We start from the raw sequence: 12,789 nt of genomic DNA on the forward strand, positions 1-12,789 counted from the left end.
TGATTTACGGGTACTTAATTGGTTAGAAAAGAGGGTATGTATAGTGAATAAACAAGAACAAGATAATCTAAAAAAACAAGCGGCAGTCAAGGCGGCAAGTTTTGTTAAATCCGGAATGCGGTTGGGTATCGGTACAGGATCAACAGTTGCATTTTTAATTGATGAATTGGGAAGGCGTAAAAAAGAAGAAGGACTAGAACTAGCTAACATTGTTACTACTTCAAGTCGAAGTAAAAGGCAAATGGAAAGTTGGGGCTTCAAAATTGATGAACTAGCGGATGTTGAGCAATTAGATCTGACAATTGATGGAGCAGATCGGTTTGCTGCTAATTTTGATGGTATTAAAGGCGGTGGCGGCGCCTTAACAATGGAAAAAAATGTAGCTGTTAATTCTCAAAAAGTAATGTGGATTGTGGATGAATCTAAATTGTGTACACATTTAGGCGACTTTGCTTTACCAGTTGAAGTTTTACCAATTTCATGTGAACAAAATTTTAGACGTTTTAAAAATGCGGGTCTAAATCCAGAATGGCGGGTGCAAAATAATAAGCGTTTTGTAACCCATTATGGAAACTTTATTATTGATTTACATGTTGATCCGATTCCAATTCCTGAGGGGCTAGCTTGTTATTTGGACCAAACAGTCGGTGTTGTAGAACATGGTTTGTTTTTAAAGATGTGCGATGAAGTAATTATTGCTCATGCAAATGGTGAAATTGAGGATCGAAAAAAATGATTTATTTAAATAACTATAAAATTTAGAACTAATAATTAAATGGTATTTAAATTCTCACGTCATTTAGGTGATAGATTTGGTATGATAACTTTATAAACTTTTTAAAAGAGGAGAAGCAAATGACTAAAAAACCTGTAATTATTAGTACTGATCCCGGAATCGATGATGTTGTTGCAATTACAATTGCGCTTTTTTCTGGTGAACTTGATGTTAAATTGATTGCTGCAACTTGGGGTAATGTTCCATTGGATAAAACTTTGAATAATACCTTGAAATTGGAAACTTTTTTAAAAACAAATGTCCCCGTTGTTTCAGGTGCTTCCCGTCCCTTACTACGAAATTTGATTGATGCATCCGATGTTCATGGTAAAAGTGGAATGGATGGCTATGATTTTCCTGAACCTGATACAAGTTTGTTGCAATCTAAGCTAGCAGCTGAAGCTATCCATGAAGTTGTAGCAAATAGTCAAGAAAAAGTTACTCTTGTGCAGATTGGTCCGGCAACAGATTATGCACTTTACTTTCGGCAATATCCGGAAGACTTGTCAAGAATTGACCAATTAGTAATTATGGGTGGTGCTATTGGTCGAGGAAATTGGGGTCCATATAGTGAATATAATGTTGCAGGTGATCCAGAGGCAGCACAAATTGTTTTTTCAAGTAATGTTAAAATTTTATTGGCACCCTTAGAACTTGGTCACCAAGCTTTTGTTACCCAAACTACAATGGAAAAAGTTAAAAAACTAGGTCGTGCGGGTGATATGCTCTATCATTTGTTATCTAAGTTAAATGATAAAACGGAAACCAACGGACGTGAAATTTATGACGCGTTGGCAGTTGGAATGCTGCTTAAACCGCAAATGTATGAATTTAAGCCAGCATATGTAGTTGTTGATACAAAAAGTCCCAATGCGTATGGTGCATCAGTGATTGACTTTGATAAATTCTTTAATAAGCCTGCTAATGCGCAGGTCGGAGTTCAAGTAGATCAAGTAGCTTTTGCAGAGTGGTTAATCGATGCAATCAGAAAAGTGAAGTAATTGAGGTAAAGCATGGCAGATTTTGTTTATCGAACAGTGATGCATGATATTAAGCAGAACATATTAGAGAATAAGTACGATGGAATGCGTCTACCTGATGAGCGAAGTCTTGCGGAACATTACCAGGTCAGTCGTTCATCCATGAAGAGGGCAATGGAGTTACTTTCCCAGCAAGGCATTGTTTTTAAAAAAAGAGGCAGTGGCACATTTATTAACCCGTTATATTTAAAAAATCAGTCGCTTTTTCGTTATGAGGGCTCAAATCTGGGTTTAACAGATAGTTTGAAGGTACCAGGAAAAACTCAAGGAATTAAGTTGCTTAATTTTAAAGTTATTAAGGCATCAGATGCTATAGTTCAGGATTTGTTTCTAAATCCAAATGATTTTGTGTATGAGTTTCGCCGTTTACGGTTGTTAAATAAACAACCTTTTTTGATTGAAACAGGATATTTGCCAATTAAAGTGGTACCTGAATTGAAACCAGAACACTTAAAAAATTCGTTATTTAATTACTTAGAAGATACTCAAAATAAGGTTGTTACTAAAGCTTTTTTAAATATTACGGTTGAACCTTCAAGTTCTGAGGATCAGAAATGTTTAAGACTTAAGCCAACTGAGCCTGTTGGAGTAATGGAAGGAATCTTTTTCCTTGATGATGGAACGCCTTTTGAGTTTTCAAGTATGCGAATACATTATCAATATATGCGATTTAATACCTTTGTTAATTTAGACAAATAAAACAGGCAATTGCCTGTTTTTTTGTTATAGTTAACTATTTATCGAGAAATTGTTGATCGTCCATAATAGGTCCGGTATAAAGAAATCTAAGGCTGATACCTTTGGATTTGGTACTTAGGCTCTTTAGCAGATATTGTTGTTTTGAAGACAAATGAAGATGGTGAATAGTAACATATGCCTGAATAAACATTACTAATTTTGTACAATATTCTTGAGGATGGTCATGAGTATCGAATTTATAAATTACTAATCCAATTGAGTCGCGTAATTTCTTGTACTTCAAAATATTTAATTCATTATAAATATTACTAAAAAAGCTTTGGTAAAATTGTTTTAATATTTGATAAACCTCGTTTAGTGCTTGCTTATCATTTTGGTTATTACTTAGATACATTTAAGAATCACTTTTTCAAAATAGGAATAATTTGAGTTTTTGGCGAAAACTGCTTCTTGATTTCTTGCGGTAAAGAAACATCTGTAATTAGGACATCAACTTGATCAAGAGAAATAGTCATATAAGGAGAAGTATTCTGACTATCGAATTTATGTTTTTCAGCTACTACAATTACTTGTTTAGCCCTAGAGGCAGCAACCCGAATAAGTTCAGCATCGCTCATTTTAGTAAGGTATATCCCATCACTTTTAACATTTGAAGTTCCGATAAAGGCGGTATTGAAGCTCATTCGTTTTAACAATTCTAATGCTGTAACTGAATAATTAAAGCGATGTTCTTTATCAACTTTGCCGCCTAATAACCGAACTTGAGGAAGATTTGAACGCATTAACTCAAGAGTGTTATCAATTGAATTAGTAACTATTTGAACATCAATTCCGTTAATGAGTTCACATAATTTTTTTAACGTAGTTGATGGACCGATAAAATCACACTGGTTGGGATGAACAAATCTTTTTGCCTTTTCGGCCATTTTTATCTTAAGTGGTGAATCAATTTTATTTCTAGTCAAAAAGTTAGGGACATCATCACGATTAACAGAAATTAACCCCCCATGAACGCGAATGGCTTGACCGGTTGTTGTTAAACGTATAATATCACGCCGTGCTGTATCGAAGGAAACATTAAAATAAGAAGCCAAGTCTTTGGTAACTAGATGATGTTTTTGATTCAAAAGCTGTTTGATTTCATAAAGTCGTTCTTCTTGCGTCATATTTCTTCTCCTACAATTAATTTAACATTTTAATTTGATAAGATTAATGGCTTTAAAGCCACTGAGTGTTTAAATTAAGTATTTTTCAGTATTTCGCCATATTAATGCTTAAGTGTAAAAATTATTTATTGTGAATTCAACTCTTATTAGAAGTCAATTCGTATAAACCCTATCATAGAAATTGGTTCGTCCCAATTTTTAAAATGGTTGAACTTTAATCAAAAGCTGTTATAATACTGTGTATAAACAAAGAAATAATTTTCAAGACAAGGGAGAATTAATATGGCAGTTGATTACGATTCAAAAGACTTTCTTAAAAGCGTTGATGCTCACTGGCGGGCAGCCAATTATTTATCAGTCGGACAGCTCTTTTTAATGAGCAATCCATTGTTAAAAGATGATCTTAAAGCAAGCGATGTTAAACCTAAGCCAATTGGCCATTGGGGAACAATCTCACCACAAAACTTTATCTATGCCCATTTAAATCGGGTTATTAAGAAATATGGGTTGGACATGTTTTATATTGAAGGCTCAGGACATGGCGGTCAAGTGATGGTATCTAATTCATACCTCGATGGCTCATATAGTGAGCTTTATCCTGAAATTCAGCAAAATGAAGCTGGAATGACTAAACTATTTAAGCGTTTTAGTTTTCCAGGCGGTTCTGCGTCTCATGCTGCTCCTGAAACTCCAGGTTCAATGCATGAAGGTGGAGAATTAGGCTATTCGATTTCTCATGGTACCGGTGCAATTTTGGATAATCCTGATGTTATTGCCGCCGTTGAAGTAGGCGATGGCGAAGCAGAAACGGGACCTTTAGCAGCTAGTTGGTTTAGTGATAAATTTATCAATCCAATTAAAGATGGTGCGATTTTACCGATTTTGCAGATTAATGGGTTTAAAATTTCGAATCCAACTATTGTTTCTAGGATGACCGATGAAGAACTGACTAAATATTTTGAAGGTATGGGTTGGCATCCGTATATCATTTCAGCCTATCAAGGCGGTGAATTTGATGGCTATAAGGATCATATGGAAATTCATGAAGAAATGGCTAAGCTGATGGATACTGTGATTGAAGAAATTAAGGCTATTCAAATACATGCTCGTGAAAATAATGATGCTTCGATTGTTAATTGGCCAATGATTATTTTCCGTGTACCTAAAGGATGGACCGGTCCTAAATTTGATCTTGACGGCAATCCAATCGAAAATTCATTTAGAGCCCACCAAATTCCAATCCCTGTAGCTCAAGATGATATGACGCATAAAGATATGTTGATTGATTGGCTAAAGAGTTATAAACCAGAAGAACTATTTGATTCAAACGGTGTACCAACCGAATTGGTTACTGCTGATAATGTTACTGGTGAAAGTCGCATGGCTATGAATCCAATTACTAATGGCGGTAAAAATTCTAGGCGACTAAGTTTACCTGATTATCGAAAATACGCTTTAAAATTTGATCAACCTGGTTCAATTGAAGCAGAAGATATGACGGAATGGGCAAAGTATCTAAGCGAAATTGCAGAACTCAATCCAGATAATTTCCGTGGCTTTGGTCCTGACGAAACAAAGTCAAATCGGCTGTTCAAATTTATTGATGAGCAAAAACGTCAATGGGAAAGTTCAATTCATACACCAAATGATGAAAATTTAGCAACGAGTGGACGTTTAATTGATTCACAATTATCTGAACATCAAGATGAAGGTTGGCTTGAAGGATACGTTCTTTCTGGTCGCCATGGGTTCTTTGCCACTTATGAAGCGTTTGGCAGGGTTGTTGATTCAATGTTGACTCAACATATGAAATGGTTAAGAAAAGCCAAAGAACAGTATTGGCGTAAGGATTATCCATCACTTAATTTTGTTGCAACTTCTACTGTTTTTCAACAAGATCATAATGGGTATACTCACCAAGATCCAGGCATATTGACCCATATGTATGAAAAGAATCGGCCAGATCTTGTTCATGAATACTTACCAGCTGATACTAATTCACTTTTGGCTGTTTCTAAAAAGGCCTTTACAGATCGTGAATGCATCAATATTTTGGTAACATCTAAGCAGGAACGCCCACAGTGGTTCTCGATTGATGAAGCAACTAGGATTGCTGAACATGGCTTATCATATATTGATTGGGCTTCAACCGATCAAAATTCTAAGCCAGATGTGATTTTCGCTTCAACAGAAACAGAACCAACTATGGAATCATTAGCAGCAATTGACATTTTACATAAGTATTTCTCTGACTTAAAGATTCGGTACATTAATGTGATTGATGTTATGAAATTGATGAATACTAAGGACAATCCAGAAGCTATTTCTGATGAAGAATTTGAGCAACTATTCCCAAGTGATGTTCCCGTTATCTTTGCATGGCATGGTTATAAGGCAATGATGGAATCAATTTGGTTTGGTCGCGGTCGTAGCAACGTTCATATTCATTGTTATGAAGAAGAAGGCGACATTACTACTCCATTTGATATGCGTGTTGTCAATGAACTTGATCGGTTCCATTTAGCGAAAGATGCTATTTTAAGTGTCCCACGATATGCTTCTAAGAGTACAGGCTTTGTAAATCAAATGGATACGCTTTTAGCTAAACACCATGATTATATTCGTGATAATGGTAAGGATATTCCTGAAGTGACAGAGTGGAAATGGACTGGCTTAGAATAAAGTAAATTTTGTTTAATTAAAATAAAGCGGTTAATTATTTTTGATTGAGGCTAACTTCTATTATCTTAAGGGAGTTAGCCTTTTTGTTTTGAAATACATCTTACATTGTAATTTTTATAAATTTTTGTTGATATTTACGAACGATTTATTATAGAATTTAATTAAATGTTAACTTTGATGCTAAAGTAAAGGAAAAAATGATGACTAAAAAAATTAATGTGTTAACCACAACGGATATCCATGGTTTTATTGCGAACAATGCCCAAGCGCCAGCGTTAGCTTTGCAAGGATTAAAGCAAAAATATCCTAATTCATTATTAATGGATAGTGGTGACTTTTTTGTCGGCAACCCATTGACAACTTTTTTTTGCGATGAGTTACCAATCTCACCGCTAGTAGAATACGCCAATAAAGTTGGTTTTGACGTTATGGTACCGGGGAATCATGATTTTGATCATGGTGTTCGTTATTTAAAAGAGCAAGTTAAACATTTAACCGCAGATTACGTCTGTTGTAATGCGTTTTCAGATAATGATGAGTTGCTTTTTCCTCCGTTTTCAATTAAAGAGGTGGCAGGTATTAAAGTTGGTGTTATTGGCTTGTTAACAAGCAGAATGTCTATGATTAGTGACTATGATGTAACATCAGGATTAATTGTTAAAGAGGCGTTACCAGAGCTGCAAAAACAAGTTGCGATTCTACGGGATCAAGTTGATCTGGTGTTGGTTGGCTATCATGGTGGAATTGAACGTGATCTCACTACCCATAACGAAATTAATTATGCCACTGGTGAAGATGAAACTTTTAAATTAGTAACAAATACACCTGGAATTGATGGATTTAGTTGTGGACACCAACACCGCGTTAACCATGGACAACTCGGCCAAACTTTAGTTGTTCAAGGAGGATATCGTGGAAATTATTTTGGTCACATGGCGTTTGAATTTAATGAGCAAAAAGAAATTAGTACACGTCAAGAAGAAGTTATTGCAACAGATACTCTGCCTATGCAGTCTGGCAAATTTTATAGTGAAGAAGTCTACCAGTCTTGGCTACAAACACCATTGAATCTTGACTACCTAATAAAATTTTTACAAGAAAAATTTGCAAGAAATGAAATGGGAGTTTTTATTAAATTAGAAGGTAAAACCAGAAAACAGGTAATTGATTCTTTTACAATTCCATATGGTGTTAGAATTTATCATTTAAATCAACAGGAATATAAGAAATTTACAAAGCAAAACTGGACCTTGAAGCAAGAAAACTATAAACTGGGGGCCAATGATTTTGTTATTCTCACTAATACATATGATGTACCTGAATATCGTTTAACGGATCAATTTGTAGATAATATTGTTGATGAGTATTCACACTACTTGAAGCAGCACAATTAAGGAGAAAATTATGGGATTAATTGGAATAATATTGGTATTAGGGTTGCTTTATGGGGTCAGTTTTGATCGTAAAATGATTGATTATAAATCAATTTTATATTTATTTGTTACTGAAGTTGTAATTTTATTTTTAATATTAAAGACAACGGTTGGTGACTGGATTATTAAGGGTTTGTCGAGCAGCTTAAATATTATTAGTGCTTCTAGCAGCAAAGGGGTTAACTTTGTTTTTGGTAATTTGAAAAATCCAGCAGCAGCCTCTCAGTTTTTCTTAGATGTGTTGCTGCCATTGATATTTATTTGTGCATTGATTGAATTGTTACAATATCTACGAATTTTACCATTCATTATCAAATATGTAGGTAAAGTACTGAAAAAGCTATTTCATATTGATGAAATTAATGCATTTACAATTTTAAGTTACCCGATTGTAAGTAATGGAGTCTTTGTTCCATTTAAAGATCAAATGAAAGATATGTCGCCTAATCAATTATTTACTTTATCAATTTATACATTGTCAAATACAACGCTGACAATGCTTGCTTCATATATGCATATTATTAAATCGGAATTTATCATTGTGGCGTTAGTCCTTAATCTATTTACTTCGATTATCGTTGCTAAAATCGTTGCCCCCTATGATATATCAAAAGTCAGTTATGAAATTTCTACTCAAAATACGAATCAAAAATCTCTCATTACTAGGCTGATAGACAGCATGAATCTAGGCTTTAAATTAGCAATTAATATTTCAATTTCAATTATTGGTTTCGTTTCTTTAATTACCTTTGTTAATATTATCTTTAAATCGGTTTGCGGTAAAACGTTGACAGCTCTTATAGGCTATGTATGTGCTCCAATTACATTTTTAATGGGTATAGATGTCCACTCTATTGTTAGTGCTGGTACTGTAATTGCAACTAAGGCTTTTACTAATATTTTCGTTGCAATTAACCAAATTAATATGAATACTGTACCGCTAAAAACTCAAGCAATTGTAAGTGTATTTTTAATTTCCTTTGCCAATTTACCAAATTTAGGAACAACTTTGGGAATTATGCATACAATGGTTGATGACAAACATGGTGAGGCGATTGCAAGTCATGCCTTACGTTTGTTTTTGGTTGCAACGGCAGTCAGTATTATTAATGGTGCTTTAGCGGGACTATTTTACTCATTTTAATTATCATTATTCTTGTTAAAAACAATAAATTTATTTATAATAAAATTAATCATAAGGGAGTAACAGCATTACCTGCGATAAGCCCAACAACCGAAGAAATACTTCTGGACTTATCTTAATTAGTGAGACTTGTGTGTCAGGCATACGAGTCTCTTTTTTTATATTAGGAGGTCAAAAATGCCCCAAAGTTTTTATAATGAAACAACTGAAGAAGTAGCTAAACAATTAGCCACTTCGTGTAATCAAGGTTTGACTGACATTCAGGTTAAACAAATGAGGGAAAAATATGGACCCAATAGTTTAGCCAGTAAAAGAAAAATTAGTATTTGGCAACGTTTTATTGCGCAATTTAAGGATTTTATGATAATCGTTTTGATAATCGCTGCTTTACTTTCGGGATTCGTTGCTCGAGAGTGGACTGATGCAGCAATTATTATGGTGGTTGTCATCTTAAACGCAGTTCTTGGTGTGTTTCAAGAAGCCCGTTCTGAAGAGGCAATTAATGCGCTAAAGAAAATGGCAACACCCAATGCGCATGTGCGGCGTAACGGACAAATTGTTGAAATTCCAAGTACAGATTTGGTTCCAGGTGATATTGTTTTATTTGAGGCTGGTGACGTTGTACCTGCTGATTTACGTTTATCGGTTACAAAAAGTTTGAAAGTTGAAGAATCTGCTTTGACTGGTGAATCAGTACCTGTCGATAAATCGGATACTCAAATTGATGAAAAAAAAGTTGCATTAGCTGATCAAGTTAATATGGCCTTTGCTAATACAAACGTTACGTACGGGCGAGGCGAAGGAATTGTTACTCAGACAGGTATGAATACTGAGGTTGGTAAAATTGCAGCAATGCTCAATAATGCTGATGAAACTGATACGCCTTTAAAGCAAAACTTGAATCAATTGGGTAAAACTCTAACACTTATGATTTTGCTGATTTGTGTGGTTGTATTCGCGGTCGGTTTCTTTACTAAAAAGGGAACGGAGCCGACTGATAAACTTGCAATTGACATGTTTTTAGTTGCAGTTTCACTTGCTGTTGCTGCCATACCTGAAGGATTACCAGCAATAGTAACGATTATCTTAGCTCTTGGTACACAAGTTATGGCAAAGCATAAATCAATTGTGCGTAAATTACCCGCAGTTGAAACCTTAGGAGCAACCGATATTATTTGTTCTGATAAGACTGGTACGTTAACTCAAAATAAAATGACGGTTGAGCAAGTATTTTATGATAATCAACAGCATACAGCTACTCAAAAAATTGAAGAATCTAATCATGCACTAATGGTGATGATATTAGCAAATGATTCAAAATTAGATGATAGTAATACGTTGCTTGGAGATCCGACAGAAACAGCTTTGATTCAATATGCGATTGATCATCAAATTGCAGTACCTGAATTATTAAAGAAACACAAGAGAAGACAAGAAGTGCCATTTGATTCAAGCCGCAAGTTGATGAGTACTATTAATCAAGACGATGAACAATATTTGGTTGCAGTAAAAGGTGCTCCTGATCAATTACTTGAGCGCGTGACGCAAATTGAACAAAATGGGCAAATTGTCCCAATTACACAAAAACAAAAACAAATGATTCTAACTTGTAATAAGGAGATGGCTCAAAAGGCGTTGCGTGTTTTAGGCTTGGCTTATAAAAAAGTTGATCAACTTTATGAAGAACCTACAACTAATAATGTTGAGCAAGATTTGGTTTTTGCTGGTTTAGTAGGAATGATCGATCCTGAAAGACCAGAAGCAAAGGAGGCAATTGTCGAAGCTCATCAAGCCGGAATTAGAACTATTATGATAACCGGAGATTTTCAGGTAACTGCTCAAGCAATTGCTGAAAGGTTGGGAATTTTAAAGCCTGGCCAAGATGAACAAGTTGTGACAGGTAGTCAATTAGATGAGTTTAGTGATAACTATTTAGAGCAACATGTACCAGACTTTAGTGTGTATGCACGAGTATCACCAGAACATAAAGTAAGAATAGTTAAAGCTTGGCAGGCTCGAGGAAAAATTGTGGCAATGACTGGTGATGGTGTTAATGATGCTCCTAGCCTAAAGCAAGCAGATATAGGTATTGGCATGGGAATTACTGGGACAGAAGTATCTAAAGGTGCCAGTGATATGATTTTGGCTGACGATAATTTTGCGACAATTGTTGAGGCAGTCAAGCAGGGGCGTAAAGTTTTCAGTAATATTCAAAAAGCAATCTTATATTTAATGAGTTGTAATGTTGGTGAAGTCTTAACTGTATTTATGATGACGATGTTAGGATGGGACATTTTAGCACCGGTGCAATTATTATGGATTAACTTAGTAACAGATACATTGCCAGCAATTGCGTTGGGACTAGAACCCGTTGAAAAGGGAATTATGAAGCGATTGCCACGGGGGAAAAAATCAAACTTCTTTAGCGGGGGCGTTTCGAGTTCGATTATTTATCAAGGTATTTTAGAAGGTATCCTTGTTTTAATAACTTACCAATTAGGACTAAATTTTGGCCCGCATACTGGCAATACAAATTTGCAGCATGCAGATGCACTAACGATGGCGTTTCTTACTTTAGGATTAATTCAATTATTTCATGCAGTTAATTCTAAGTATATTCATCAATCAATTTTTAATACGAATATTTTTGCTAATAAGTGGTTTAATTGGGCTATTCTGATTTCAGCAATTGTAATGGCTGCCGTTGAATTGCCGTTTATGACTAAATTCTTTGATGTAACTGAATTGAATGCCACTCAATGGTTAATTGTCTTATTTGCTGGAGTTTGCATGATTGTGATCGTAGAAATTGTAAAGTTTTGTCAACGACTAGCTGGTAAAAATTAAATATACCTAAATAAAACAGTGCTGTTTTGATGTAAATTTTAAAACAGTGCTTTTTCTTATAATCGTTTAGTATAGCCATAAAAAATGTTCTGGCTGTTTTTTAGAAGTACTGTTTAAACGTTTTTTATAAAATTTTTTGTGTATTACATATAATTTTTTGTTAAAATTGAGCTTATTTTTTAAAGTTCTTAATAGATTATAGTAGAATTTACTAAATACTTAGTTTTTAAATTTGTATTGACTATGAAAGGGGCGATAACAGTGTCGATGATAGAATTCCACGATGTGCAAAAATATTATGGCCATTTTCACGCATTACACGACATTAACTTAGAGATAGATCAAGGTGAAACGGTGGTTTTAATTGGACCTTCAGGTTCTGGTAAAAGCACTTTGGTACGTACTGTAAACGGTCTTGAATCAATTCAAAAAGGCAAATTGATAGTTAATGGCCACGATTTGTCTGATCCTAAAACTAATTTAAATATTCTACGTAGTGATGTTGGCATGGTATTCCAGCACTTTAATTTGTATAAAAACAAAGACGTATTAGAGAATATTATGTTAGCGCCAAGAATTGTTAGTCACATACCTGAAGAAGAAAACAAAAAGCAAGCCATGGAGCTTCTTGAGATGGTTGGTTTAGAGAAATGGGCACACAATATGCCATCACAGATTTCTGGTGGGCAAAAGCAACGTGTGGCCATTGCCCGAACGCTAGCAATGAAGCCAAAATTAATTTTATATGATGAACCAACATCCGCGCTTGATCCTGAGATGATTGATGACGTTTTACAAGTCATTAAAAAGGTTACAAGTGAAAGCAGGATGACATCATTAATAGTGACACACGAGATGGGTTTCGCAAAAGAAGTTGCCAATCGGGTAATTTTTATGGATAAAGGCACCATAGTTGAAGATGATGATAGTGATAGCTTTTTCAAGCATCCGAAAACGGAACGAGCACGACAATTTCTAAGTAAAATCATTTCACATTAAGGAG

General features: G+C 34.8%; 10 protein-coding genes. 8 read left to right on the forward strand and 2 right to left on the reverse strand.

Features of this window, described 5'->3' with window-relative positions; translation table 11 throughout:
• Positions 1–43 precede the first annotated feature (43 nt).
• The 3 genes from rpiA (at position 44) to F5ESL0246_RS01980 (ending at position 2,514) form a co-directional block, all read left to right on the forward strand.
• Positions 44–736, forward strand: coding sequence for a ribose-5-phosphate isomerase RpiA (gene rpiA / locus F5ESL0246_RS01970; protein ID WP_122017855.1), 693 nt, complete (start codon positions 44–46; stop codon positions 734–736).
• A gap of 119 nt (positions 737–855) precedes the next feature.
• Positions 856–1,776, forward strand: a complete 921-nt coding sequence (locus F5ESL0246_RS01975) for a nucleoside hydrolase (protein WP_122017856.1) — start codon at positions 856–858, stop codon at positions 1,774–1,776.
• Positions 1,777–1,788: 12 nt separating this feature from the next.
• Positions 1,789–2,514 carry a GntR family transcriptional regulator gene (locus F5ESL0246_RS01980; protein ID WP_122017857.1) on the forward strand — a complete coding sequence of 242 codons (726 nt, stop codon included), beginning with the start codon at positions 1,789–1,791 and terminating at the stop codon, positions 2,512–2,514.
• Between the two features lie 34 nt (positions 2,515–2,548).
• On the opposite strand, the gene F5ESL0246_RS01985 is transcribed toward F5ESL0246_RS01980, so the two are convergent.
• Both F5ESL0246_RS01985 and F5ESL0246_RS01990 read right to left on the reverse strand, forming a co-directional pair.
• Entirely contained in the window at positions 2,549–2,908 is a 360-nt protein-coding gene (locus tag F5ESL0246_RS01985) for a bacteriocin immunity protein (RefSeq protein WP_122017858.1), read from the reverse strand.
• A gap of 7 nt (positions 2,909–2,915) precedes the next feature.
• On the reverse strand, positions 2,916–3,680 hold the full coding sequence (locus tag F5ESL0246_RS01990) for a DeoR/GlpR family DNA-binding transcription regulator (protein ID WP_122017859.1): 765 nt from the start codon (positions 3,678–3,680) through the stop codon (positions 2,916–2,918).
• Between the two features lie 282 nt (positions 3,681–3,962).
• On the opposite strand from F5ESL0246_RS01990, the gene F5ESL0246_RS01995 reads away from it, so the two are divergent.
• The 5 genes from F5ESL0246_RS01995 (at position 3,963) to F5ESL0246_RS02015 (ending at position 12,785) form a co-directional block, all read left to right on the forward strand.
• Complete coding sequence (locus F5ESL0246_RS01995) at positions 3,963–6,362, forward strand: phosphoketolase family protein (RefSeq protein WP_122017860.1); 2,400 nt, start codon at positions 3,963–3,965, stop codon at positions 6,360–6,362.
• 197 nt (positions 6,363–6,559) lie between these two features.
• The gene (locus F5ESL0246_RS02000; protein WP_122017861.1) at positions 6,560–7,756 is read left to right on the forward strand and encodes a bifunctional UDP-sugar hydrolase/5'-nucleotidase; all 1,197 of its coding nucleotides are present in this window, start codon (positions 6,560–6,562) and stop codon (positions 7,754–7,756) included.
• 10 nt (positions 7,757–7,766) lie between these two features.
• The gene (locus tag F5ESL0246_RS02005) at positions 7,767–8,939 is read left to right on the forward strand and encodes a nucleoside transporter C-terminal domain-containing protein (protein WP_122017862.1); all 1,173 of its coding nucleotides are present in this window, start codon (positions 7,767–7,769) and stop codon (positions 8,937–8,939) included.
• A gap of 177 nt (positions 8,940–9,116) precedes the next feature.
• A complete protein-coding gene (locus F5ESL0246_RS02010; RefSeq protein WP_122017863.1) occupies positions 9,117–11,786 on the forward strand; it encodes a calcium-translocating P-type ATPase, PMCA-type in 2,670 nt (889 codons plus the stop codon).
• A 261-nt stretch (positions 11,787–12,047) separates the two neighbouring features.
• Complete coding sequence (locus tag F5ESL0246_RS02015; RefSeq protein ID WP_305021739.1) at positions 12,048–12,785, forward strand: amino acid ABC transporter ATP-binding protein; 738 nt, start codon at positions 12,048–12,050, stop codon at positions 12,783–12,785.
• Positions 12,786–12,789 lie beyond the last annotated feature (4 nt).

It is taken from the genome of Lactobacillus sp. ESL0246, from assembly GCF_003692965.1.
GTDB lineage: Bacteria > Bacillota > Bacilli > Lactobacillales > Lactobacillaceae > Lactobacillus.

Bases quoted from the DNA above. Each gene is read 5' to 3' on its own strand.
- F5ESL0246_RS01975 (WP_122017856.1), top strand. From the start codon at position 856: ATGACTAAAAAACCTGTAATTATTAGTACTGATCCCGGAATCGATGAT.
- F5ESL0246_RS02010 (WP_122017863.1), top strand. From the start codon at position 9,117: ATGCCCCAAAGTTTTTATAATGAAACAACTGAAGAAGTAGCTAAACAA.
- F5ESL0246_RS01990 (WP_122017859.1), bottom strand. From the start codon at position 3,680: ATGACGCAAGAAGAACGACTTTATGAAATCAAACAGCTTTTGAATCAA.
- F5ESL0246_RS01995 (WP_122017860.1), top strand. From the start codon at position 3,963: ATGGCAGTTGATTACGATTCAAAAGACTTTCTTAAAAGCGTTGATGCT.
- F5ESL0246_RS02005 (WP_122017862.1), top strand. From the start codon at position 7,767: ATGGGATTAATTGGAATAATATTGGTATTAGGGTTGCTTTATGGGGTC.
- F5ESL0246_RS02000 (WP_122017861.1), top strand. From the start codon at position 6,560: ATGATGACTAAAAAAATTAATGTGTTAACCACAACGGATATCCATGGT.
- F5ESL0246_RS01980 (WP_122017857.1), top strand. From the start codon at position 1,789: ATGGCAGATTTTGTTTATCGAACAGTGATGCATGATATTAAGCAGAAC.
- F5ESL0246_RS01985 (WP_122017858.1), bottom strand. From the start codon at position 2,908: ATGTATCTAAGTAATAACCAAAATGATAAGCAAGCACTAAACGAGGTT.